Origin of the sequence: Gemmatirosa kalamazoonensis, assembly GCF_000522985.1 — a bacterium.
Classification (GTDB): Bacteria; Gemmatimonadota; Gemmatimonadetes; order Gemmatimonadales; family Gemmatimonadaceae; genus Gemmatirosa; species Gemmatirosa kalamazoonensis.
Map to the genome: position 1 here is coordinate 3,318,627 of NZ_CP007128.1, position 22,964 is coordinate 3,341,590.

The 22,964-nt window shown below is 71.7% G+C and carries 20 protein-coding genes, 1 other RNA gene and 1 pseudogene; 19 read left to right on the forward strand and 3 right to left on the reverse strand.

The window, feature by feature from the left end; translation table 11 throughout:
- Positions 1 to 68 precede the first annotated feature (68 nt).
- Positions 69 to 737, reverse strand: a complete 669-nt coding sequence (locus tag J421_RS14325) for a hypothetical protein (RefSeq protein WP_025411866.1) — start codon at positions 735 to 737, stop codon at positions 69 to 71.
- Between the two features lie 149 nt (positions 738 to 886).
- Between J421_RS14325 and J421_RS14330 the strand changes: the two genes are divergently transcribed.
- The 3 genes from J421_RS14330 to J421_RS14340 all read left to right on the forward strand — a co-directional run bounded on the left by J421_RS14330 (position 887) and on the right by J421_RS14340 (position 4,167).
- Positions 887 to 1,825: an ArsR/SmtB family transcription factor gene (locus tag J421_RS14330; RefSeq protein WP_025411867.1), complete on the forward strand. Its 939-nt coding sequence runs from the start codon at positions 887 to 889 to the stop codon at positions 1,823 to 1,825.
- A gap of 34 nt (positions 1,826 to 1,859) precedes the next feature.
- On the forward strand, positions 1,860 to 3,341 hold the full coding sequence (gene ahcY, locus J421_RS14335) for an adenosylhomocysteinase (RefSeq protein WP_025411868.1): 1,482 nt from the start codon (positions 1,860 to 1,862) through the stop codon (positions 3,339 to 3,341).
- Between the two features lie 181 nt (positions 3,342 to 3,522).
- On the forward strand, positions 3,523 to 4,167 hold the full coding sequence (locus tag J421_RS14340) for a hypothetical protein (protein WP_025411869.1): 645 nt from the start codon (positions 3,523 to 3,525) through the stop codon (positions 4,165 to 4,167).
- Positions 4,168 to 4,184: 17 nt separating this feature from the next.
- Here the strand turns inward: J421_RS14340 and J421_RS14345 are convergent, their stop codons facing one another.
- Positions 4,185 to 5,378 carry a PQQ-dependent sugar dehydrogenase gene (locus tag J421_RS14345; RefSeq protein WP_025411870.1) on the reverse strand — a complete coding sequence of 398 codons (1,194 nt, stop codon included), beginning with the start codon at positions 5,376 to 5,378 and terminating at the stop codon, positions 4,185 to 4,187.
- A 5-nt stretch (positions 5,379 to 5,383) separates the two neighbouring features.
- Positions 5,384 to 6,565 (reverse strand): aminotransferase class I/II-fold pyridoxal phosphate-dependent enzyme, encoded by a 1,182-nt coding sequence (locus J421_RS14350; protein WP_025411871.1) that lies wholly within the window; start codon positions 6,563 to 6,565, stop codon positions 5,384 to 5,386.
- A gap of 164 nt (positions 6,566 to 6,729) precedes the next feature.
- Between J421_RS14350 and J421_RS14355 the strand changes: the two genes are divergently transcribed.
- From J421_RS14355 to ffs, 16 genes and pseudogenes are all read left to right on the forward strand, one after another.
- Complete coding sequence (locus J421_RS14355) at positions 6,730 to 8,049, forward strand: PQQ-dependent sugar dehydrogenase (RefSeq protein WP_025411872.1); 1,320 nt, start codon at positions 6,730 to 6,732, stop codon at positions 8,047 to 8,049.
- 42 nt (positions 8,050 to 8,091) lie between these two features.
- Positions 8,092 to 9,219, forward strand: a complete 1,128-nt coding sequence (tal, locus tag J421_RS14360) for a transaldolase (protein ID WP_025411873.1) — start codon at positions 8,092 to 8,094, stop codon at positions 9,217 to 9,219.
- Positions 9,220 to 9,225: 6 nt separating this feature from the next.
- Positions 9,226 to 10,965 (forward strand): annotated as a pseudogene (locus J421_RS14365) (penicillin acylase family protein); the annotation flags it as partial.
- Positions 10,966 to 10,994: 29 nt separating this feature from the next.
- The gene (locus J421_RS34360; RefSeq protein WP_260525831.1) at positions 10,995 to 11,765 is read left to right on the forward strand and encodes a penicillin acylase family protein; all 771 of its coding nucleotides are present in this window, start codon (positions 10,995 to 10,997) and stop codon (positions 11,763 to 11,765) included.
- 12 nt (positions 11,766 to 11,777) lie between these two features.
- Entirely contained in the window at positions 11,778 to 12,203 is a 426-nt protein-coding gene (locus J421_RS14370; RefSeq protein WP_025411876.1) for a hypothetical protein, read from the forward strand.
- 94 nt (positions 12,204 to 12,297) lie between these two features.
- Complete coding sequence (gene pyk / locus J421_RS14375; RefSeq protein ID WP_025411877.1) at positions 12,298 to 13,740, forward strand: pyruvate kinase; 1,443 nt, start codon at positions 12,298 to 12,300, stop codon at positions 13,738 to 13,740.
- A 13-nt stretch (positions 13,741 to 13,753) separates the two neighbouring features.
- Entirely contained in the window at positions 13,754 to 14,527 is a 774-nt protein-coding gene (locus J421_RS14380) for an MBL fold metallo-hydrolase (RefSeq protein ID WP_025411878.1), read from the forward strand.
- Positions 14,528 to 14,539: 12 nt separating this feature from the next.
- Positions 14,540 to 15,916, forward strand: a complete 1,377-nt coding sequence (locus J421_RS14385) for a glucose-6-phosphate isomerase (RefSeq protein WP_025411879.1) — start codon at positions 14,540 to 14,542, stop codon at positions 15,914 to 15,916.
- A gap of 58 nt (positions 15,917 to 15,974) precedes the next feature.
- Positions 15,975 to 17,396: a class II fructose-bisphosphate aldolase gene (locus tag J421_RS14390; protein WP_025411880.1), complete on the forward strand. Its 1,422-nt coding sequence runs from the start codon at positions 15,975 to 15,977 to the stop codon at positions 17,394 to 17,396.
- Entirely contained in the window at positions 17,393 to 18,067 is a 675-nt protein-coding gene (locus J421_RS14395) for a hypothetical protein (RefSeq protein WP_025411881.1), read from the forward strand. Before J421_RS14390 ends, J421_RS14395 begins: the two co-directional genes overlap by 4 nt.
- A gap of 51 nt (positions 18,068 to 18,118) precedes the next feature.
- On the forward strand, positions 18,119 to 19,708 hold the full coding sequence (locus J421_RS14400) for a sigma-54-dependent transcriptional regulator (RefSeq protein WP_025411882.1): 1,590 nt from the start codon (positions 18,119 to 18,121) through the stop codon (positions 19,706 to 19,708).
- 107 nt (positions 19,709 to 19,815) lie between these two features.
- The gene (locus J421_RS14405; RefSeq protein WP_025411883.1) at positions 19,816 to 20,325 is read left to right on the forward strand and encodes a YtxH domain-containing protein; all 510 of its coding nucleotides are present in this window, start codon (positions 19,816 to 19,818) and stop codon (positions 20,323 to 20,325) included.
- Positions 20,303 to 21,298: a YihY/virulence factor BrkB family protein gene (locus J421_RS14410; protein WP_025411884.1), complete on the forward strand. Its 996-nt coding sequence runs from the start codon at positions 20,303 to 20,305 to the stop codon at positions 21,296 to 21,298. The genes J421_RS14405 and J421_RS14410 overlap by 23 nt, the downstream gene beginning before the upstream one ends.
- A 124-nt stretch (positions 21,299 to 21,422) precedes the next feature.
- On the forward strand, positions 21,423 to 21,713 hold the full coding sequence (locus J421_RS14415) for a hypothetical protein (RefSeq protein ID WP_025411885.1): 291 nt from the start codon (positions 21,423 to 21,425) through the stop codon (positions 21,711 to 21,713).
- Between the two features lie 59 nt (positions 21,714 to 21,772).
- Complete coding sequence (locus J421_RS14420) at positions 21,773 to 22,828, forward strand: threonine aldolase family protein (protein ID WP_025411886.1); 1,056 nt, start codon at positions 21,773 to 21,775, stop codon at positions 22,826 to 22,828.
- 33 nt (positions 22,829 to 22,861) lie between these two features.
- An RNA gene (gene ffs, locus J421_RS14425) (signal recognition particle sRNA small type) lies at positions 22,862 to 22,958 on the forward strand.
- The last annotated feature ends 6 nt before the right edge of the window (positions 22,959 to 22,964 follow it).

A 22,964-nucleotide genomic window follows, 5' to 3' on the forward strand; every position in this document is an offset into this window, starting at 1 on the left:
GCGGTGGCCGCGCCCGGAGCTCCGGGCGCGGCCACCGTGTCGTGCCTAACGTCGTCCGGCCGGGCTGCTCAGCCGCCCTGGCAGTACGTGCAGCCGGCCATCTGCGCGCGGTGCACGCCGTACACGCCGGACGCCACGGGCGAGATGCCGGGGATGAGCCCCGCGGTCCACTCGCGCTTCGCCTGGTCCGCCGACACGCCGATGCGCTGGCCGGCCATGCCGCTGAGCACCGTGAGCGCCTTGTTGCACGCGAGCAGCACGACGCTCGGATTCGCCGCGAGCTTCTGGTACGTCAGCCCCGGGTTCAGCGGCAGGTTCTCGTGGAACACGTTCCGGACCGCGGTGGTCTTCGTCTTCGGATCGGTGACGTTGATCAACTCTCCGATGTGGTACTTCGCCCAGATCTGATCGTTCAGCGCGAGCGGCATGGCGAAGTGGCGCAGCACGATCACGGCGCTGATGTCGGAGTCCGGGACGCCAAGCGCTTCCTTCGTCGTCGCGATCCACGTGAGGGCGAACACCGGGCCCCACCCGTCGTTAGGCGCGGTGACGTCGAAGACCTGGCGGTGCTTGCCCTTGATGCGCGCGAACAGCGGATCGTCGGGTGCCGCGAGGCCGTGCCGGCTCGACTCGGCAGCGGCCGCGGTGCCACCCGTGGCGAGGAACGCCGCCGTGCCGGCGGCCAGGCGCTGCAGGAAGCTGCGGCGCGGGGACGGAGACGCCAACGACTCGAGCATGGCAAGGCCTCCGAGCAGGGGAAGGGGATAGGGGCGGAGCGAAGGTGCAACGGAGTTGATACGCGGTCCAGCCCCGCAACCGGACAACGGCTCCGTCTTGCCGGCGCGGACCCCGGCATATATCCTTTGATCCGGATATACGAATAGACATGGCCGCCCCTCCTGTCCTCGACCACCTCGCCGCGCTGGCCGACCCCATCCGGGGCCGGCTGCTGCTCGTCCTCGAGCGGAACGAGCTCGCGGTGACCGAGCTGGCGGGCGCGCTCGCGCTCCCGCAGTCCACGGTGAGCCGGCACCTGAAGACGCTCGCCGACGCCGGGTGGGTGACCGCCCGCACCGAGGGGACCAGCCGCCGCTACCGCATGGCGGCGCAGCTCGACGATCCGGCGCAGGCCGTCTGGAGCGCCGTGCGCGCGCCGCTCGCTGCCCACCCCGACGCCGCGACCGACGCCGCCCGCCTCGCCGCGCTGCTGCTGGTGCGTCGGGCCGCGTACTTCTCCGCCGCCACACGCTGGGATCGCACCCGCGCCGAGCTGTTCGGCACGCGCGTCGACCAGTCGGCGTTCCTCGCCCTGCTCGATCCCGACGCCGTCGTTGGGGACCTCGGCTGCGGCCTCGGCGCGACGACCGACGCCGTCGCGCCGTTCGTGCGGCGGGTGATCGCCGTCGACGACTCGCCGGCGATGCTCGCCGAGGCCCGCCGTCGGCTCGACGGTCGCGCGAACGTGGAGCTGCGCGAGGGCTCGCTCGAGTTGCTCCCGCTCGATGACGGCGAGCTCGATGCCGCCTTGATCCTGCTCGCGCTCCACTACTCGGCCGACCCGGCTCGCGTGTTGGGCGAGGCGCTCCGCGCGCTGCGTCCGGGTGGCCGTCTCGTCGTCGTCGACATGCTGCCGCACGACCGCGAGGCGTACCGCGCCGAGATGGGGCACGTCTGGCTCGGCTTCGACCCGTCGCGGGTCGAGAGCTGGATGCGCGCGGCCGGCGCCGACGCCGTGCGCATCGTCCCGCTTCTGCACGACCCCGCGGCCAAGGGGCCGCCGCTGTTCGCCGCGTCCGCGCGACGCGCCCTTTCCCCGGCGCGTTAGGCGCGCCGCACCTTCACCAACCGAGACCGTCACGATGAGCACCCTGCTCGAGCCCACCGCCGCGAAGACCTCCGCGGCCGACCGACCCGCCTTCAAGGTGCGCGACCTCTCGCTCGCCGAGTGGGGGCGCAACGAGATCCGCCTCGCCGAGCAGGAGATGCCCGGCCTGATGGCGCTGCGCCAGCGCTACGCCGGCAAGAAGCCGCTCGCCGGCGCGAAGATCATGGGCTCGCTCCACATGACCATCCAGACCGCGGTGCTCATCGAGACGCTCACCGCGCTCGGCGCGGACGTCCGCTGGGTGTCGTGCAACATCTTCTCGACGCAGGACCACGCGGCCGCGGCGGTCGCCGTCGGGCCGAACGGCACGCCGGAGAACCCGCAGGGCACGCCGGTGTTCGCGTGGAAGGGCGAGACGCTCGAGGAGTACTGGTGGTGCACCGAGCAGGCGCTGATGTGGCCGGACGGCAGCGGCCCGAACCTCCTGCTGGACGACGGCGGCGACGCGACGCTGCTCGTGCACAAGGGCGCCGAGTACGAGAAGGCCGGCGCGATCCCCGCGTTCGACGCCGAGAACGATCCCGAGGAGTGGGGCGTCATCCTCGAGCTGCTGCGCGCCGAGGCGCAGAAGAATCCGGGCCGGTGGACGAAGGTCATCGCCGGCATCCGCGGCGTCTCCGAGGAGACGACGACCGGCGTGCACCGGCTGTACGAGATGATGAACGCCGGCACGCTCGCGTTCGCGGCGATCAACGTGAACGACTCGGTCACGAAGTCGAAGTTCGACAACCTGTACGGCTGCCGCCACTCGATCGTCGACGGCATCAACCGCGCGACCGACGTCATGATGGCGGGCAAGGTCGCGGTGGTGTTCGGCTACGGCGACGTCGGCAAGGGGTGCGCGCAGGCGCTGAAGGGGCAGGGCGCGCGCGTCGTCATCACGGAGATCGATCCGATCTGCGCGCTGCAGGCGGCGATGGAGGGCTACCAGGTCCTCACCATCGACGACGTGATCGAGACGGCGGACATCTTCATCACGGCGACGGGCAACAAGAACATCATTACCGTCGACCACATGCGCCGCATGAAGGACAAGGCGATCGTCGGCAACATCGGCCACTTCGACAACGAGATCGACATGGCCGGCCTGAAGAAGGCGGGCGTGAAGCGCGTCAACATCAAGCCGCAGTACGACGAGTTCGTGTTCCCCGACGGGCACTCGGTGCTCATCCTCGCCGAGGGCCGCCTGCTGAACCTCGGCTGCGCGACGGGCCACCCGAGCTTCGTGATGTCCGCCAGCTTCACGAACCAGGTGCTCGCGCAGCTCGAGCTGCACACGAACAACGCGAAGTACGAGAAGAAGGTCTACACGCTGCCGAAGAAGCTCGACGAGGAGGTCGCGCGCCTGCACCTCGCGAAGCTCGGCGTGAAGCTCACGACGCTCTCCGCCGACCAGGCCGCGTACATCGGCGTGCCGGTCGAGGGGCCGTACAAGCCGGACCACTACCGGTACTGACAGGGCAGGAGGGCGCGCGCGAAGCGCGCGAGGGCAGGAGGGCAGGAGAGCCGACGACTCTCCTGCCCTCCTGCGCTCCTGCCCTCCTGCCCTCTCCGTTCTGGGTCGTTCGACTCACGCGCGCGCTTCCGGGTTGAGGGAAATTGCCGGCTCCTCAGCTTCCCTCAACCGGAGAACGACCATGCGACTCGTCGCCTCACTGCTCGCTCTCGGTGTCGTCCTGTCCGCGTCGCCGCTGTCCGCGCAGAGCCTCGCCAACGGGAGCGCCGCGCGCCCGAAGTTCGCCGAGCCCGATCTCACGGCGGTGCGCGCCGCGACCGAGCGATTCCGCGACGTGAAGGTCGCACTCGCCGAAGGGTACATCCGCGATCCGTTCGACCTCTGCGACACCGCGGAGATGATGGGACGCCCCGCGGCGCTCGGCGCGATGGGCATCCATTACGTGCGCCCCGACCTGCTCGGCATCACCGGCCCGCCGAACCCGCGCGTCGACGGCACCGGCACGCACATCGACTTCCGCAAGCCGGCGATCCTCATCTACGAGCCGCAGAAGGACGGGTCGCTCGATCTCGTCGCCGTCGAGAACCTCGTGTTCATCAAGGCGTGGGAGAAGGCGGGCAACAGCGCGCCGCCGTCGTTCCGCGGCGTGCCGTTCGATCGCATGGTCGACGACCCCGCGACGGCGGCGGACGAGGCGCACATGTTCGAGCCGCACTACGACCGGCACGTCTGGCTGTACCGCGACAACCCGAACGGCATCTTCGCGCAGTACAACCCGAACGTGAGCTGCGCGAACCACACCGGGGCGCGCACGCACAAGCACTGAGCGGCCGGAGCGGCCGCCTAACGGGTCTCGAGCTTGTAGACCTTGCCGTTCTGGGACACGACGTACAGCTCGCCCGCCGCGTCCACGCCGAACGACGTCACGTTGCCGAGCGCGCCGACGTTCCACGTCTGCCGATCGGCGACGCTGCCGTCGTCGGCGACGCGGAGGCTGCGCAGGAAGCCGGAGCAGTAGTCGGAGTAGAAGTAGTGCCCGCGGAGCGCGGCGATCGCGCCGCGGTACACGTAGCCCCCGGTGATCGAGCAGCCCTGGTCGTGGCCGTACTCCGCAACCGGCAGCCGGAGCTGCGACCGATCGCACGACGCGCCATTGTAGCAGTCGCTCCCTTCCATGCGGTTCCAGCCGTAGTTCACGCCGGCCTCGCGCACCCCCGCGACGTCGACCTCCTCGAGGCGCCCCTGTCCCACGTCGGCGATGTAGAGCCGCGACGACGGCGGGTCGAACGAGAAGCGCCACGGGTTGCGCAGCCCGAACGCCCAGATCTCGCCGCGCGCGCCGGACGCCGACACGAACGGGTTGTCCGCCGGCACCGAGTAGGCGGCGCCGTTAGGCACGTCGTCGACGTCGAGGCGCAGCAGCTTGCCGAGCAGCGTCGAGAGCTTCTGGCCGTTGCCCTGCGGATCGCCGGCGCTGCCGCCGTCGCCCATGCCGACGTACAGCTTGCCGTCGGGGCCGAACGCGAGCATGCCGCCGTTGTGGTTCGCGAACGGCTGCGCGACCGTGAGCACGAGCGACGCGCTCGCCGCGTCCGCGCGGTCGCGGTCCGCGCTCACCCGATACCGCTCGACGCGCGTGTCGCCGTTGCGGTCGGTGTAGTTCACGTAGAACTGGCCGTTCTGCGCGTAGCGCGGATGGAACGCGAGGCCCAACAGTCCGCGCTCGCCGCCCGACGTGAGCTTGGCAGCGATGTCGAGGAACGGCGTCGGCAGCAGCCGGCCGCCGCTCACGATGCGGATGCGTCCGGGCTGCTCGAGGATGAACAGCCGCGCGTCGCCGGGCGGCGACGTGAGGAACAGCGGCGCGTCCAGCCCGGAGACGACCTCGCGTGCGACGAGCTGCACCGGCGCGGTGCTGCCGGCGGTCGAGTCCACCGGCGCCGCGGCCTCCGCGCCGCGCTCGGAGCACGACGGGAGCGCCGTCGCGGCGAGCGCGGTGACGGCGCGGCGCAGCAGGAACGCGAACGCGAGGCGCATGGGCGTCAGCTCACGGGCGCTTCGGCGAGCTGCGCGAGGCGCGTGACCGCATCGGACAGCACGTGCGCCGGCTGCACGAGCGAGATGCGGAAGAAGCCCTGCCCACCGGGACCGAACGCGAGCCCCGGCGTGACGACGATCCCCGTCTCGTCGAGCGCGGCGCGCACCCATCCCCAGTCGTCGAAGCCGGCCGGCACCGGGAGCCACGCGTACATCGCGCCCTTCGGCGGCGCCGCGTCCCAGCCGGCGGCGGCGAGGGCGCCGTACACCGCGTCGCGGCGGCGCTTGTACTCCGCGGTCACCGGCGCGGACAGCTCACGCCAGTGCGAGAACGCGTGCGCGCCCGCCGCCTGCGCGACCCACGGCGTGCCGTAGCCCACGTTCGAGCGATAGGCGAGCAGCGCGTCGAGCGCGTCGGGACGGCCGGTCGCGAAGCCGATGCGCAGCCCCGCCATGTTGAACGCCTTCGAGCACGAGTGCATCTCCACCGCGACCGCCGCGGCGCCGTCGATCTCGAAGATGCTCGGCGCGACGAAGCCGTCGTACGTCAGCTCGCTGTACGCGAGGTCGCTCACGAGCAGCAGGTCGTGGTCGCGCGCGAACGCCACCGCGCGGTCGAGGAACGCGCGGTCGGCGACCGCGCCCGTCGGGTTGTTGGGGTAGTTCACGACGAGCACCTTCGCGCGCGACAGCACCGAGGCCGGCACGTCGTCGAGCGACGGCAGGAAGTCCGGCGCCGCCGCGCGCAGCAGGTGCACCTCGGCGCCGTTCAGCAGCGGCGCGCGGCCGTACACCGGGTAGTAGACGTCGGGCACGAGCGCGACGTCGCCGGCGCCGCAGTACGCCGCGAGGATCTGCGCGATCCCCTCCTTCGAGCCGCTGAGCGCGACGACCTGGCGCTCCGCGTCGATCACGACCCCGAACCGCTCGGCCATGAACCCGGCCGCGGCGGCGAGCAGCTCCGGCGAGCCGCGAAACGGCGGGTAGCCGTGGCGCGACGTGTCGGCGATCGCGCGCTGCACCGCGTCGACCACGGCGGGCGGCGTCGGCTGGTCGGGGCTCCCGATGCCGAGGTCGAGGTACGCCTGCCCGCGCGCGCGGGCGTCGGCCTTGAGGCGGTCGAGCTCGGCGAACACGTACGGCGGGAGCTGCGAGAGCGAGGCGGTCGGGGAGGGGGCTGGCGGCATGTGCACGACGTGATGGACGTGACGACGGCAGCGGCGCACGCACGCGCCGCTTCGATAACTTACCCCTCGGGCTGCGGCTGGGCACCAACACTCGAGCTCAGGGGGAGGACGTGACTGCGATGGTCCGCGAAACGCGCGCCGGTCGGGGTGGTGGACACGGAGGGATGCTGCTGCTGGTCGCCGCGGGAGCGATCGCCGTGGCGTGCGGTAAAGGCTCGGGGGACGGCCGCGCGGTCGACTCCCATGCGGTGGGCGGCGAGGTGACGCCGACGGCGGGCCCCTCGGCCGCCGCGAAGCCCGCCTGCGCCGCCGACAACGGCGGCATCACGCTCCCCGCCGGCTTCTGCGCGACGATCTTCGACGACCGAGCGGGTACCCCGCGTCACATCGTGGTGGCCCCGAACGGCGACGTGTTCGTGAACCGGTCGAGCGCGCGCTCCGGCGGGGGCGTGCTCGCCCTGCGCGACACGAACGGCGACGGCCAGGCCGACGTGCGCGAGACGTTCGGGAGCGGCACCGGCACCGGCATCGGGCTCGTGCCGGGGTGGCTCTACGTCGAGCACTCCACGCGCATCGTGCGCTATCCGATGACCGCGGGACGCCTGACGCCTAACGGCGAACCCGAGGTGATCGTCACCGGGCTGCCGACGGGCGGCCACGACGCGCACCCGTTCGTGCTCGATGGGAAGGGGAACCTGTTCGTCGACCTCGGCTCGCCGTCGAACTCGTGTCAGCAGTCCGACCGGCAGAACCGCTCGCCGGGCAAGGACCCGTGCCCCGAGCTGACGATGCGCGCCGGGATCTGGCGCTTCGACGCGAACAAGCAGAACCAGGAGCCCACGGCCACGAACCGGTACGCGACGGGTCTGCGCAACGCCGAGGGACTCGCGGTGCACCCGGGTGACGGCGCACTGTATTCCACGTCGCACGGCCGCGACCAGCTGTCGCAGAACTGGGGCTTCACGGACCAGCAGAGCGCCGAGCTCCCGGCCGAGGAGCTGTTCAAGGTCGACCAGGGGACCGACGGCGGGTGGCCCTATTGCTACTACGACCAGTTCCAGAAGAAGAAGGTCCTCGCCCCCGAGTACGGCGGCGACGGCAAGCAGGTCGGCCGCTGCGCGGGCAAGGCCGAGCCGGCGGTCGCGTTCCCGGGGCACTGGGCGCCGATGGCGACGCTGTTCTACACGGGGCGCGCGTTCCCGGCGAAGTACCGCGACGGCGCGTTCGTCGCGTTCCACGGCTCGTGGAACCGCCTGCCGCTGCCGCAGGCGGGCTTCCGCGTGGCGTTCGCGCCCATGTCGGGCGGCAAGTTCACCGGCGCGTACGAGACCTTCGCCGACGGCTTCGCGGGCGGCGAGATCCGCAGCATGCCCAACGCCGCCGCCCATCGCCCGTCGGGCCTCGCGCAGTCGCCCGACGGGGGCATCTACGTCACGGACGACGCGAAGGGGCGCATCTGGAAGATCGTCTACGTCGGACGTTAGGCGTCCCCGTTAGGCGTTCCCAATCACCGAGGCTCACGACCCATGTCCAATAGACTCCAGCAGCTCCACGCCGCCGGCGTGTCGATCTGGCTCGACTACATCGACCGCACGATGCTGTTCAACGGAGACCTTGAGCGGCGCATCCGCGACGAGGCGCTCACCGGGATGACGTCGAACCCGACCATCTTCGAGAAGGCGATGGCCGAGGGGGAGGCGTACGACAAGCAGCTCTCGTCGGCCGAGTCGGGGCTGTCGCCGTGGGAGCTGTTCGAGCTCGTCGAGACCGAGGACGTGCGCCGCGCGTGCGACCTCTTCGCCCCGGTCTACGACGCGACGAAAGGCGCCGACGGGATGGTGTCGATCGAGGTGTCGCCCGGCGTCGCGAACGACTCGCAGGCGACGGTCGAGGAGGCCAAGCGTCTGTGGCGCGCCGTCGAGCGGCCCAACGTGATGATCAAGGTGCCGGGCACGGAGACCGGCGCCGTCGCCGTCCGCGAGCTCATCACCGAGGGGATCAACGTCAACATCACGCTGCTGTTCAGCGTCGACGCGCACCGCCGCGTGATCGACGCGTACCTCGACGCGCTGGACGCCCGCGCCGCGGCCGGCAAGCCGGTGGACGGCATCGCGAGCGTCGCGAGCTTCTTCGTGAGCCGCGTCGACACGCTCGTGGACAAGAAGCTCGACGCGCTCATCGCCACGCTCCCCGAGGACCGGCGCGCGCACGCCGAGTCGCTGAAGGGCAAGGCGGCGATCGCGAACGCGAAGATGGCGTACCGCCTCTTCCAGCAGAAGTTCTCGGGCCCGCGGTGGGACGCGCTCGCCGCGAAGGGTGCACGCGTGCAGCGGCCGCTGTGGGCGAGCACGAGCACGAAGAACAAGGCGTACCGCGACGTGATGTACGTCGAGCAGCTCATCGGCCCCGACACGGTGAACACGATGCCGCCGGCGACGATCGACGCGTTCGCCGACCACGGCGTCGTCGCGCGCACGGTGGACGCCGACCTCGACGCGGCCGAGCGCGTGCTCGCCGACCTCACCGCGCTCGGCATCGACATGCGTCAGGTGACCGACCAGCTTCTGGAAGAGGGGATCACGTCGTTCCAGAAGTCGTTCGACGGGCTGCTCGGCGGGATCGAGAAGAAGGTGTCGTCGCTCGCCGCGCGCTGAGCGGCGATGCGCGCGCGCACCCCGCTCGCCCTCGCGGTCCTCGCCGGCGCGCTGTACGTGGGGGCGCGCCCGGCGGGCCCGCTTCCCGCGCTCGGGCCGCTCCTGGACCCGGCGCGCGGGCTGTGGTCGGCCGCCCGCGGCCCGACGGCCCTGCCTAACGGAACCGAGATCGCCGTGCCCGGCCTCGGCGCGCCGGTGCGCGTGATCTACGACGCGCGCGCCGTACCGCACATCTTCGCCACGCGCGAGGACGACGCGTACCGCGCGCTCGGCTACGTCGTCGCCCGCGACCGGCTGTTCCAGATGTACGTGCAGACGCTCGCCGGCAGCGGACGGCTCACCGAGATGGGCGGCGCGCGCGTGCTTCCGCTCGACCGCGAGATGCGGCACCTCGGCATGCCGTGGGCCGCCGAGCGCAAGCTCCGCGCGGTCGACACCACGAGCGCGACGTGGCGCAACGTCGTCGCGTACGCGGCGGGCGTGAACGCGTACATCGGCAAGCTGGCGCCGGGCGACGTGCCGATGGAGTTCCGCATGCTCGGCCTCGCGCCGCCGCGGTGGGAGCCGATCAACTCGCTGCACCTCATGAACCGCATGGGGTACACGCTCGCCGACATCGACCCGGAGACGGACCGCGCCGCGGCTGCCGCCCGCGTCGGTCGCGCGGCCGCCGAGGCGCTGTTCCCGGTGGCCGAGCCGATCGTCGAGCCGATCCAGCCGAACGGCCAGCGTGCGCCGCGCTTCGACTTCGCGCCGCTGCCGCCGCCGGGCGCGCCGGACACCGCCGCCGCGACGGTCGCCGCGCTCGTGGGCGACGCGTTCCCGCTCCGTCTCGCCGCGCACCGTGCGCTGAGCGAGGAGCCGACGACGATGGCGAGCAACAACTGGGCGGTCGCGCCGCGCCGCACGAAGAACGGCTACGCGCTGCTCGCCGGCGACCCGCACCTCGAGCTCACGCTCCCGTCGATCTGGTACGAGGCGCACCTCGTGGTGCCCGGGCAGCTCGACGTGTACGGCGTCACCATCCCGGGCGCGCCGGGGATCATCATCGGCTTCAACCGCGACGTCGCGTGGACGTTCACGAACACCGGCGCCGACGTCATGGACTACTGGGCGGAGCGCGTGGACGACGACGCGCACCCCACGAAGTACATGCTCGACGGCGTGTGGCGCCCGCTCGAGACGCGTGTGGAGACGTACCGCGCGCCTAACGGCTCCGCGCTCGCCACCGACACGCTGTACTTCACGCACCGCGGACCGATGCGGCGCGAGGGCGGCCGCTGGGTGTCGATGCGCTGGACCGTGCTCGAGCCGGGCTCGAACGAGGTCGAGGGGTTCCAGCGCGTGGCGCGCGCGCGCAGCGTGGCCGAGTGGCACGACATCATGGGGGCCGTGTACTGGGCGCCCGCGCAGAACATGCTCACCGCCGACCGGCAGGGGCACATCGGCATCCGCTCCACGGGCCACTACCCGCTGCGTGCCGGCGACGGCAGCGGTCTCGAGCTGCGCGACGGCACCACGTCGGCGAACGACTGGCGCGGCATCGTTCCGCTCGCGCAGTACCCGCAGGCGTTCGACCCGCCGCAGGGCTACCTCGCGAGCGCGAATCAGCAGCCGATCGACCCGAAGCAGGCGGGCTGGTACATCGGCGGCTCGTACGATCCGTGGCGCGCGCTCCGGATCAACGCGCTGCTGCGCGCCGACTCGCAGATGACGCCCGACGCGATGCGCCGCATGCAGACGGATCCGGGCAGCGCGCGCGCGCCGACTACTTCGTGCCGTTCTTCCTCGCGGCGTCCAACACCGCGCACGCCGGCGTCGACTCCGCGAAGCTCGCCGAGGCCGGCCGGCTGCTGTCGCAGTGGGACCGCCGCTACACGCGCGACGACACGCGCGCGGTGCTGTTCGAGCTCGCGATGCGCGAGCTGTCCATCCGCACGTGGGACGAGCTGGACGACGAGGCGAAGGGCGCGCGCCCCGCCCCCGGCGCGTTCGGCGAGCCCTCGACGACGCCGGCCCGCGCGGTGAACGTCCCCACGGCGATCCTCGCCGAGCTGCTCGCCGACTCGGCGAGCGCGTGGTGGGACGTGCGGCGTACGGGCGACCGCGTGGAGCATCGCGACGACGTCGTCGCGGCGAGCCTCGTCGCCGCGCTCGACAGCGCGCGCCGCAAGTACGGCGAGCCCGACGCCGGTGGGTGGACGTGGAGCAGGATGCGCCACGCGAACATCAAGCACCTGCTGCAGATCCCGGCGCTCGGCGCGCTCGACCTGCCGGTGCAGGGCGGGCCATCGACGATCGCGCCGTCGCCCGGCACCGGCACGCACGGCCCGAGCTGGCGCATGGTCGTCGAGCTCGGCCCGGAGGTGCACGCGATGTCGATCTACCCCGGCGGCCAGTCGGGCAATCCGCTCAGCCCGCGCTACAAGGACCGCATCGGAAAGTGGCTTGCGGGAGAGCTCGACACCCTCTTCGTTCCCCACGCCGCGAGCGAGATGGCCGGCGCGCGTTCGGCGGGCGCCCTCACCCTCGTTCCCGGTCGCTGACCCCTCCCACGCATGCGTGCTCTCTCCGTCCTCGTCCTCGCCGCGCTGCTGGGGCTCGTCACCGTGTTCGTCGCGTGGTGGGCCGTGCCCATCGTCGCGTTCGTGTGGGGGATCGTGACCGCGCGGTGGATGCGGCGGCCGGCCGCCGGCGCGGCGCTCGCCGGGGCGTTAGCGTGGGCGGCGCTATTGGGCGTGGACGCGATGGACGGCCGCCTGTACGGCCTCGGCACGCTGTTCGGGGAGATCGCGAAGCTGCCGCCCGCGGTCTTCTTCGCGCTCTCGGTCCTGTTCCCCGCGCTCCTCGCGTGGAGCGCCGCCGCGCTCGGGGCCGACCTGCGAGGGCGTCCGGCGCGCCGTCGGTACTACGTGCCGCCCGACAAGATCCTCGGCCCGGCCACCCGCGTCGGCCGGAGCGACGAGGTGCGGGCCCGCGGGTGACCGGGGTGATTAAGTTGCACGGTCGCAGGTTGGAGCATTCCTAGCCACGTCGGCGAGCGACGTCGCGCTCCCACGCAACCGCTGCAACCGGATCGTGCCCACGAAATATCACGCGCGCACCAAGATCGTCGGAACGCTGGGCCCCGCGAGTACGTCGCGGGAGACCATCCGCGGTCTCATCGACGCGGGACTGAACGTCGCCCGCATCAACTTCTCGCACGGGACCCACGAGCAGCACGCCGAGCGCGTGCGCCTGGTGCGCGAGGCGGCCCGCGAGGCCGGCTGCGCCGTCGCGATCCTCGGCGACCTGCAGGGCCCGCGCATCCGCATCGGCGACCTCGAGGCGCCGGTGCCGCTCGAAGCCGGCGAGGAGATCGTCCTGTATCCCGAAGGCGAGCCGCCCGCGGTCGACGAGGGGGATGCGCGTCAGCTGCCGATCACGTACGAGGCGCTCGCCGACGACGTGAGCTCGGGCGACCGGATCCTGGTCGACGACGGGTTGATCGAGCTCGTGGTGCTCGCCGTCGAGGGACGGCGCGTCCGCGCGCGCGTGGTGCACGGCGGGCCGGTGAAGAGCCACAAGGGGATGAACCTCCCGGGCGTGAGCGTCTCCGCGCCGTCGATCACCGACAAGGACCGCGCCGACGTGCAGTTCGTGATCGAGCACCAGCTCGACTACGTGGCGCTGAGCTTCGTGCGCCGCGCGGAGGACGTCGAGTCGCTGCGCGCGCTGCTGCCGAAGGGGATCCTCATCGTCGCGAAGATCGAGAAGGACCAGGCGCTCGACAACATCGAGGAGATCGTGCGCGCCACCGACGCGGTGATGGTCGCGCGGGGCGACCTCGGCGTCGAGCTGCCGTTCGAGCGCGTGCCGCTCGCGCAGAAGCAGATCATCGAGGTCTCGCAGCGGCACGGCCGCCCCGTGATCACGGCGACGCAGATGCTGGAGTCGATGATCGAGCACCCGCGTCCGACGCGCGCCGAGGCGAGCGATGTCGCGAACGCGATCCTCGACGGCACCGACGCGGTCATGCTCTCGGCGGAGACCGCGGCGGGGAAGTACCCGAACCTCGCCGTGCAGGCGATGCGCCGCATCATCGCCGAGATCGAGGCCCACCCGGCGGGCAGCGCGGCGATGCGCGACGAGCGGCGCGTGCGCGGCGCGTTCGTCGCGACGGAGAACGCGATCGCCGCGGCGACGGTCGCCGCGGCGCGGCAGTTGGGCACCCCGCTCGTGTGCGTCTTCACGAAGAGCGGCTTCAGCGCGCGCGTCGTGTCGTCGCACCGTCCGCCGGTGCCCATCCTCGCGCTCACCGACACCGAGCGCACCGCGCGGCAGCTCGCGCTCGTGTGGGGAGTGGTGCCCGAGCTCGTGCCGCACCAGCACTCCTACGACGAGATGATCGGCGTGGCGCTCGACGCCGCGGTGAAGCGCGAGCTCGCCGTGCCGGGCGACCGCGTCGTGGTGACCGCGGGCGTGCCGTTCGACGAGCCGGGCACGACGAACACGTTGAAGGTGGAGGTCGTGCCGCACTGATGCGGTCGCGCTGATGCGGCTCACGTTTCTCGGGACGGGCACGAGCTTCGGCGTGCCGCAGATCGGATGCGGGTGCGCGGTGTGCCACTCGAACGACGAGCGCGACCGGCGCACGCGCGTCGGCGCGCTCGTCGAGACGGACGAGGGCGGACGTATCCTCGTCGACACGCCGCCCGAGCTGCGGCTCCAGCTCGTGCGCGCGGGCGTCGGGCACGTCGACGCGGTGCTGTACACGCACGACCACGCGGACCACACGCACGGCATCGACGACATCCGCGCGTTCACGGCGCGGGGCGGCGCGCTCGAGGTGTACGGCTCCGCGGCGACGATGAGCGCGCTGCAGCAGAAGTTCCGCTACATCTTCGACCCGAGCGTCATGGCGCTCCCCGGCACCTACAAGCCGGAAGGCATTCCCCGCGTGCTCGCCGAGGGCGAGACGGTGCGCATCGCCGGCGCGGACGTGACGCCCGTGCGCGTGCCGCACGGCCGCGCCGAGGTGTTCGGCTACCGCATCGGCGCGCTCGCCTACGTCACCGACGCGAAGGCGATCCCGCCCGCGGCGGTGGAGCGACTGCGCGGCGCGCGCGTGCTCGTGGTGAACGGCCTGTTCTTCGAGCCGCACCCGACACACCTCAGCATCCCCGAGGCGGTACAGCTCGCGCGCGCCGTCGGCGCGGAGCGCACGTACCTCACGCACCTCACGCACCGCTACTCGCACGCCGAGCTGGAGTCGCGGCTGCCGCCCGACGTTAGGCCCGCGTACGACGGACTCACCATCGACGTCTGACCCGAGGCGCTCATGGCACTCTCGATCGACTACACGAACATGTTCCTCCCCGGCGCCGTGACGGACGCCGACTGGGAGTTCGCCGCGGGACGCTTCCGCGCCGCGCATGCGGCGGTCATGGCGCGCGTCGCACGGGGCGACCTGGGATTCGTCGACCTGCCCGAGGACGCGGCGCTGCTCCGGCAGACCACTGACTTCGTGCAGCGGGCCGGCGACCGCTGGGAGGACGTCGTCATCCTCGGCATCGGCGGCTCCGCGTTAGGCCCCATCGCGCTGCGCACCGCGCTCCGCCCGCACGCGTGGAACACGCTGTCGCGCGAGGAGCGGGGTGGGAAGCCGCGCCTGACGGTGCTCGACAACGTCGACCCGGAGACGATCGACGCCGTCATGTCGCGCCTCCATCTCGAGCGCGCACTGTTCGTCGTCATCTCCAAGTCCGGCGGGACGGCGGAGACGATGGCGCAGTATCTCATCATCCGCGCCGCGCTCGACGAGCGGTTCGGCGATCGCGCGAAGGAGCACCTCGTCTTCGTCACCGATCCGGCGAAGGGATCGCTGCGGCCGATCGCGACGAAGGAGGGCATCGCCGCGCTCGACATCCCGCCCAACGTCGGCGGCCGGTTCAGCGTGCTCACGCCGGTCGGCGTGCTGCCGGCGGCGCTCATCGGCATCGACGCGGGGCAGCTGCTCGCCGGCGCGGCCGACATGCGCCGGCGCTGCGCGGGCGACGACCTCGCGGGCAATCCCGCCGGCACGTTCGCGCTGCTGCAGTGGCTCGCCGACGACCGGCACGGGAAGCACAATCACGTGCTCATGCCGTACGCCGATCCGCTGCGCGACTTCGCCGCGTGGTTCGTGCAGCTGTGGGCCGAGTCGCTCGGCAAGGTGCGCAAGGACGGCACGCACGTCGGCCCCACGCCGATCGCCGCGCTCGGCACCACCGACCAGCACGCGCAGGTGCAGCTCTTCATGGAGGGCCCGGCCGACAAGACGATCACGTTCGTCGAGGTCGCCGGCCGCACCGCGCTCGGACCGATCCCCAAGCTCTACGCCGACGTGCCGGACCTCGCGTACCTCGGCGGCCACTCGCTCGGCGAGCTGCTCGACGCGGAGCGTCGCGCCACGGCCGGCGCGCTCGCGCGGCGTGGGCGCCCGAACATGACCATCACGCTCGACGCAGTGGACGCGTGGCACGTCGGCGCGCTCATCTTCCTGCTCGAGCTGGCGACCGCGTACGCCGGCGCGCTCTACGACATCGACGCGTTCGACCAGCCGGGCGTCGAACTCGGGAAGCAGTTCACGTACGCGATCCTCGGTCGCCCGGGCAGCGACGCGGCGCGCGCCGAGTGGGACCAGCTCCCGAAGCCCGATCCCCGGCGGCGGGTCTGAGCCGCTAAATTCCGCAACTACGCTGAACTTCCACGGACCACTTCGCTCAGAGGCTTCGATGGCAACGCAGGTCGGCAGTGAAAACCAGCTCCTCGGCGGCGCCGTCACCGTCCAGGGCGGGCGCGTCAGCGTCGTCGACGAGCGCGCCCTCGCGACCGAAGCGCTGGACCCCGTCGTCCGGCAGGCCGTGTTCGGGACCGACGAGGAGAAGGAGTTCGCCCGCTGGCTCCTCTGGGAGATCGGCCAGGCCGTCGGCGTACGCCCGGCGTCGATCCACGAGCTGTACATGGCGCGCGGCCGCGGCGACGTGCACGGCTTCACCGTGCCGGCGATGAACATCCGGGCGATGACGTACGACACCGTGCGCTCCATCATCCGCACCGCGAACAAGCTCGACGCCGGCGCGTTCATCCTCGAGATCGCGCGCTCGGAGATCGCCTACACCGACCAGCGCCCGGCGGAGTACGTGAGCGTCATCATCGGTGCCGCGCTGCGCGAGGGCTATCGCGGGCCGCTGTTCATCCAGGGCGACCACTTCCAGGTGAACGCGAAGAAGTTCGCCGTCGACGCGGTCACCGAGGTCAACGCGGTGAAGCAGCTCGCCGTCGAGGCGATCCACGCCGGCTTCTACAACATCGACATCGACACGTCGACGCTCGTCGACCTGTCGAAGCAGTCGCTCGACGAGCAGCAGCGGCTGAACTACGAGACGGCGGTGCAGCTGACGCAGTACGTGCGCAGCCTGGAGCCGCAGGGCGTCACCATCTCCATCGGCGGTGAGATCGGCGAGGTCGGTACGGAGAACTCGACGCCCGAAGAGCTGCACGCGTTCATGAAGGGCTACAACCAGGTGCTCTCCGAGGTCGCGCCGGGCATGCCGGGCCTCTCGAAGATCAGCGTGCAGAGCGGCACGTCCCACGGCGGTACCGTCCTGCCCGACGGCTCCATCGCCGACGTCGCGCTCGACATCGACACGCTGCGCACGCTCGGCGAGATCGCGCGGAAGGAGTACGGCATGTCGGGCGCGGTGCAGCACGGCGCGTCGACGCTCCCCGATTCGAAGTTCAACCTGTTCCCGCAGGCCGAGACGGCGGAGATCCACCTCGCGACGAACTTCCAGAACATGATGTACGATCACCTGCCTAACGATCTGCGGCGGGAGATGTACGGCTGGCTGGACACGAGCGCGAAGGACGAGCGCAAGGCGACCGACACCGACGAGCAGTTCTACTACAAGTCGCGCAAGAAGGCGATCGGGCCGTTCAAGAAGCAGCTCTGGGCGCTCCCGGCGGACGTGAAGGCGACGCTCGCCGGCGCGTACGACGCGAAGTTCGAGTTCCTGTTCACGCAGCTCGGCGTTCAGGGCACGCGGAGCGCGGTGAAGAAGTTCGTCACCGCCCCCGAGCAGCACCGCCCGATGCCGACCAGCGGCCGCGCCGCAGTCGAGGCGGCGCCCGACGACGCGGACCTCAGCGATTGACCGACCCGACGAGCCCGGAGGGCGCGGAGCCCGGCGACGAGTCGCTCGCCGGGCTCTGGTCGTTCACGCTCCAGACGCTGGTCGCCCGCGCGGCGCACGACGTCAACAACGCGCTGAACGGAGCGGTCATGAACGTGGAGGTCGTGAAGGCGCGCGCACGCCCCGGCGTGGACGCCGGCACGGTGGCTCCGTTCGCCGAGGCGGCCGCGGGGCAGTTCGAGGAGGTCGCCGGGCTGGCAGAAGCGCTGCTCGCGCTCGGCCGCCGCCCCCGGGGCACGCCAGATGCCGCCCTCGTGCTGCGTCACGCCGCGAGGCTGCTGGCGGCCGATCTCGCTCGACGCGGGATCGCGCTGGACCTCGAGGACGTCCGCGCCTGTCCGGCGGGCGGCGACCCGACGGCGACGCGTCTGGCGGTCGTCGCGGGGCTTCTCGCCGTGGTCGACGCCGCCGGAACGGCCGAGACTGCTGGAACGGATTCTGCGGATGAGCTACCGCGTCGCCTACGGTGTAGCACGCGGTCTGACGCACGACCGACCGTCGAGATCGCGCCGCGCTTCGGCGCGACGCTCCCGGCGCCCGTGGCGCGCGCGCTCGCCGCCGCGGCCGTGGAGCTCGACGTCGAATCCGAAATGCTCCGTATCGCGCTCCCGGTGTCCCCGGACGCATACTAGCGAGGCCCCCGCAAGAGGCCGGTCACACCTGTGCCAGCACCGCCGACTGCCATGAAGCAACCGAAGATCCTGATCGCCGACGACGACGTGAAGGCCCGCCTGCCGCTGAGCGCGATCCTCGAGGCCGAGGGCTACACGGTGGAGTCGGTCGACGACGGCCAGAAGGCGCTGGACCTGCTCGGCGACGGCTCGTTCGGCGTCGTGCTCGCCGACCTCAAGATGCCGAAGGTCGACGGGATCGCGCTCCTGAAGGCGATGCGCGAGCGGCAGATCCCGACCGAGTTCGTGATGATCACGGGCGAGGGAAACACAGACATCGCCGTCGACGCCATCAAGCAGGGCGCCCGCGACTACATCGAGAAGCCGCTCACCGCCGAGCGCCTGACGAAGCTGAAGGCGCAGATTCCGCGGCTGCTCGAAGGCTTCACGCTGCAGCAGAAGAACCGCGAGCTGGAGACGCGGCTCGAGGGGCTCACGCACTACGGGGAGCTGATCGGCCAAAGCGAGCAGATGCGCGCGGTCTACGACATGATCGAGCGTGTTGCGCCATCGATGGCGAGCGTGCTCATCCTCGGCGAGAGCGGCACCGGGAAGGAGCTCGTCGCGCGTGCCATCCACAAGAAGAGCGACCGCGCGAAGGGGCCGTTCTACGCGCTGAACTGTGCGGCGCTGCCGAAGGAGATCCTCGAGAACCTCCTGTTCGGCCACGAGAAGGGCGCGTTCACCGGCTCGGTGAACGAGAAGGCCGGCGCGTTCGAGGAGGCGTCGGGGGGCACGATCTTCCTCGACGAGGTCGCCGAGATGGCGACCGACATCCAGGTGAAGCTGCTGCGCGCACTGGAGACGCGCACCGTTAGGCGCCTGGGCGGCAAGCGCGAGATCCCGGTCGACATCCGCATCGTCGCCGCGACGAACAAGGACCTGCAGAAGGCGATCGCCGACAACGACCTGCGCGAGGATCTGTACTACCGGCTCGCCGTCGTCGAGATCGACCTGCCGCCGCTGCGCGACCGCGGCGGTGACGTGCAGCTCATCGCGCGCGAGTTCCTCACCCGCTTCGCGAAGGACAACGGCAAGAAGATCGACGGCTTCGACGAGGTGGCGCTCGAGTGGATCAACGCGTACGCCTGGCCGGGGAACGTGCGCGAGCTGCGCAATGCCGTGGAGAAGGCGGTCATCCTCGCCCGCGGCAACCGCATCACGATCGAGGAGATCACGTCCCGCCGGCACCGGGCGTTCACCGGGGAGTTCAACGCGGCGGTCACACTGCCCGTCGGCGCGTCGCTCGCCGAGGCGCGGCGCCAGCTCGTGCTGCGCAACTTCGCGTCGAGCGGGGGCGACCTCGCGAAGACTGCGAAGGTGACCGGGATGAACGTGGCGGACGTACGCGGCGAGCTGCTCGCGATGATCGAGCGCCGCTCGGGCGACGGCAGCAGCACGGAGCCGGGGAACGACGGCGGCGGCGGCGCGGACGGCGCCACGCCCGTGACGCCGCCCCCGGCGGCGGCCGCGCACGGCGCCGGCGCGAACGGCTCCGGTGCGCCCGAGGCGCCGCCGGTGTCGATGCCGCCGAACGTCGCGTCGCCGGTCGGCAAGTCGCCGAAGGCGCCGCCCGTGGCGCGCTCGCGGAAGGGGAGCTGAGAAAGGTCGCTGAGGGGCTCCCGCGGCTGGCGCGCCGTTCGCATCTTGCGGCGCGTCGGTCGCCCGTGCGGGCGAATCGAGCTTGAGGTTTCTCCGGAGAGCACCACATGCGCCACGACGAGATCGACGACGAGCCGTACCTGATCATCGAGAAGAACAGCGGGAGTGCTGGAGCGTTCCTGCTCGGCCTCGCCGTCGGTGCCGGCATCGCGCTGCTGCTCGCGCCGCAGTCGGGCGAGGAGACGCGACGCGAGATCGCGAGCCGCGCCCGCGAGGCCCGCGACCGCGCGCGCGACTTCGCGGACGACGTCTCCGACGGCGTGTCGCGCCGCATCGGCGACGCGCGCGACGCGGTGTCGCAGCGCGTCGACCGCGCGCGGCAGGCCGTGGACCTGAAGCGCCGCCAGGTGGAGCGCGCGGTGGAGGCGGGACGGGCCGCCGCGCAGCAGGCGCGCGCCGATCTCGAGCGCCGCATCGCGCAGACGAAGGCCGCCTACCAGGCCGGCACGTCGGCCGCGCGCGAGTCGATACGCACGCCGATGGTCATCCCTGCCACCGGCGTGATCGGCGGGGAGACGTCGGGCGGCGACGAGGGTGGGGCCGCCGGTACCGGCTGACCCGGTCGCCGCGGCGGCGGGCTCCGCCCCGCTGCCCGGCGCGACCGGGCGCCACCTCGTTCGTCGTCGCGCCCGCCCCGCGCTCGTGCGCGCGTGGTGGATGCTCCGCGACTACGCGAAGCGCGTCTGGGACAACTCGGGCGAGGACAACATCTTCTTCCTCGCCGGCGGGCTGGCGTTCAACATCCTGCTCGCCGTCGTCCCGTTCGCGTTGCTCCTGCTCAGCGGCCTCGCGTCGCTCCTGAACCAGTCGGCGGAGCGGTCGGCGGAGACCGTCGCCGCGCTGCTCGACCGCCTGCTGCCCGGGAGCCTAACGGGATCGCACGACCTGCTGATCGGCATCGTCACCGACGCCGTCCGCACGCGCGGCCGCGTCGGGGTGCTGAGCGCGGTGACGTTCGTGTGGTTCTCCACGCGCCTCTTCGGCTCGCTGCGCTCCGTGCTCGCGGACGTGTTCGACATCGAGCAGGAGCGCGGCATCGTCGCCGGCAAGCTGTTCGACATCCAGATCACGATCCTCTCGACAATGCTGCTCGTCGTCTACTCGGCGCTGAGCGCGTACCTCGCCATCGCGACGTCGCGCGGCGTGCACGTGCTGCAGGGGATCGGCGTGCGGCAGGACGTGATGGGCGCGTTCGAGTATTGGGTGGGTCGCCTCGTCGCGTTCGCGTTCATCGCGACGCTGTTCTACGCGCTCTACAAGTATCTGCCCGTCCGACGCGTGCGATGGCAGACGGCGCTGCTCGCGTCGATGTTCACGAGCGGCATGCTCGAGCTGGCGAAGGCCGCGTTCGCGTACTACATCGCGCGCTTCAATCCCGGCTCGCTGTACACGGGCACCCTCGCCGCGTTCGTGATCCTGGTGTCGTGGGTGTACTACGCGGCGATGATCTTCATCCTCGGCGGCGAGGTGGGGCAGGTGTACGAGCTGCGTCGCGTTAGGCGGCAGCAGCGCGCCACGCTGGAGGACTGAGCCGTACGCGCGGACCGAGGTATGTCCCCGACTCACAGTGACTTGCGTCACGGCGGGCGCGACCGCGGCGTGGCCTGAAGGTTGCCTTTGGCGGGGTGCACACCACCTGAATCCGGAGGCACCCTTGCGCAAGCTCGCCATCACGATCGTTCTGGCCGCGTCCCTCGCGGCCTGCAAGAAGACTGGGGAAGGGGAATACCAGGTCGAGAAGCCGGTCGTCGGGACCCAGACCGACACGATCCACACCCCGTCGGTCGACGTCGGCACGAAGACGGACACCATCAACACGCCGACCGTCGGCACGACGAAGGACACGCTGATCGTCGACCGGCCGACCGTGGGATCGAAGAAGACGGCGGTGAAGGTCCCCACGGTGGACGTGAAGTCGCCCAGCACGAACGCGAAGAAGCCCTGAGCAGTGCGTGAGGTGCGGGTCGGATCCCGTCGTCGTGCGGCTCGACTAGCTTGTGCCGCATGACGACGACTCCGTCCGCAGCCCCGATCGATCTTCGCAGCGATACCGTCACCAAGCCCACTCCCGCGATGCGGCGCGCCATGGCCGACGCGGAGGTGGGCGACGACGTGCTCGACGGCGACCCGACCGTGCGACGCCTCGAGGCGCGCGCGTGCGAGCTGCTGGGCAAGGAACGCGCGCTGTTCTTCCCGACGGGCACGATGGCGAACCAGACCGCGCTCTGGCTGCTCGCTCGTCGCGGCACCGAGATCCTGCTCGACGGCGCCTCGCACATCATGGACTGGGAGCACGCCGCCGCCGCCGCGCTCGTCGGCGTGCAGGTGCGGCCCGTCGCGCTCCGCCCCGGCCGGCGGGTGATCGACGCCGCGGCGGTCGCCGACACGGCCTCGGTGCACGCGACGCGGGCGAGCCTGGTGTGCGTGGAGAACACGCACAACGGCGCCGGCGGCGTGCTGACGAGCGCTTCGGAGCTCGACGCGATCGCCGACGTCGCGCGCGCGCACCGACTGCCCATGCACCTCGACGGCGCGCGGCTGTGGAACGCCGCGGTCGCGACCGGTGCGTCGGAGGCGCGGCTCGCCGCGTCGTCGACCACGGTGATGGTGTCGTTCTCGAAGGGGCTCGGCGCGCCCGTCGGCGCGGTGCTCGCCGGGCCCGCCGCGGCGATGGCGGACGCCGTCGCCGTGCGTCGACGGCTCGGCGGCGGCATGCGGCAGTCGGGCGTGCTCGCCGCGGCCGCGCTGCACGGCCTCACGCACCACCGTGAGCGCCTCGCCGAGGACCACGCGAACGCGCAGGCGCTCGCACGCGCGATCGACGGTGCGGGTGGCGCGCGCGCGGTGACGCCGGAGACCAACATCGTGATGATCGATCTGCCGCAGCCCACGGCGACGTCGGTGCTCGACCGCGCGCGCGCGCTCGGCGTGCTGCTCTCGTTCTGGACGCCGACGCGCGTGCGTGCGGTGACGCACCTTGACGTCGACGCAGCCGGCGTGCGGCGTGCGGCCGACGCCATCGCGCGTGCGCTCGAGGCCGAACACGCCTCCGCGGCTTGAGTGAGACCGGGCGCTCGACTAACTTACGGGTGCTCCAGGTCCCGGAGGGCGCGAGCCCGCTAACCCGGTCAGGACCCCGCAGGTAGCAGCCGCGTGTGGTGTCTCACGTAGCTCCGTCAGACCTGGAGTATCCGGC

What these genes read in the sequence shown, in the direction of transcription:
- J421_RS14325 (WP_025411866.1), bottom strand. Translation starts at nt 737, where the DNA reads ATGCTCGAGTCGTTGGCGTCTCCGTCCCCGCGCCGCAGCTTCCTGCAG.
- J421_RS14330 (WP_025411867.1), top strand. Translation starts at nt 887, where the DNA reads ATGGCCGCCCCTCCTGTCCTCGACCACCTCGCCGCGCTGGCCGACCCC.
- ahcY (WP_025411868.1), top strand. Translation starts at nt 1,860, where the DNA reads ATGAGCACCCTGCTCGAGCCCACCGCCGCGAAGACCTCCGCGGCCGAC.
- J421_RS14340 (WP_025411869.1), top strand. Translation starts at nt 3,523, where the DNA reads ATGCGACTCGTCGCCTCACTGCTCGCTCTCGGTGTCGTCCTGTCCGCG.
- J421_RS14345 (WP_025411870.1), bottom strand. Translation starts at nt 5,378, where the DNA reads ATGCGCCTCGCGTTCGCGTTCCTGCTGCGCCGCGCCGTCACCGCGCTC.
- J421_RS14350 (WP_025411871.1), bottom strand. Translation starts at nt 6,565, where the DNA reads ATGCCGCCAGCCCCCTCCCCGACCGCCTCGCTCTCGCAGCTCCCGCCG.
- J421_RS14355 (WP_025411872.1), top strand. Translation starts at nt 6,730, where the DNA reads ATGCTGCTGCTGGTCGCCGCGGGAGCGATCGCCGTGGCGTGCGGTAAA.
- tal (WP_025411873.1), top strand. Translation starts at nt 8,092, where the DNA reads ATGTCCAATAGACTCCAGCAGCTCCACGCCGCCGGCGTGTCGATCTGG.
- J421_RS14370 (WP_025411876.1), top strand. Translation starts at nt 11,778, where the DNA reads ATGCGTGCTCTCTCCGTCCTCGTCCTCGCCGCGCTGCTGGGGCTCGTC.
- J421_RS14380 (WP_025411878.1), top strand. Translation starts at nt 13,754, where the DNA reads ATGCGGCTCACGTTTCTCGGGACGGGCACGAGCTTCGGCGTGCCGCAG.
- J421_RS14385 (WP_025411879.1), top strand. Translation starts at nt 14,540, where the DNA reads ATGGCACTCTCGATCGACTACACGAACATGTTCCTCCCCGGCGCCGTG.
- J421_RS14390 (WP_025411880.1), top strand. Translation starts at nt 15,975, where the DNA reads ATGGCAACGCAGGTCGGCAGTGAAAACCAGCTCCTCGGCGGCGCCGTC.
- J421_RS14400 (WP_025411882.1), top strand. Translation starts at nt 18,119, where the DNA reads ATGAAGCAACCGAAGATCCTGATCGCCGACGACGACGTGAAGGCCCGC.
- J421_RS14405 (WP_025411883.1), top strand. Translation starts at nt 19,816, where the DNA reads ATGCGCCACGACGAGATCGACGACGAGCCGTACCTGATCATCGAGAAG.
- J421_RS14420 (WP_025411886.1), top strand. Translation starts at nt 21,773, where the DNA reads ATGACGACGACTCCGTCCGCAGCCCCGATCGATCTTCGCAGCGATACC.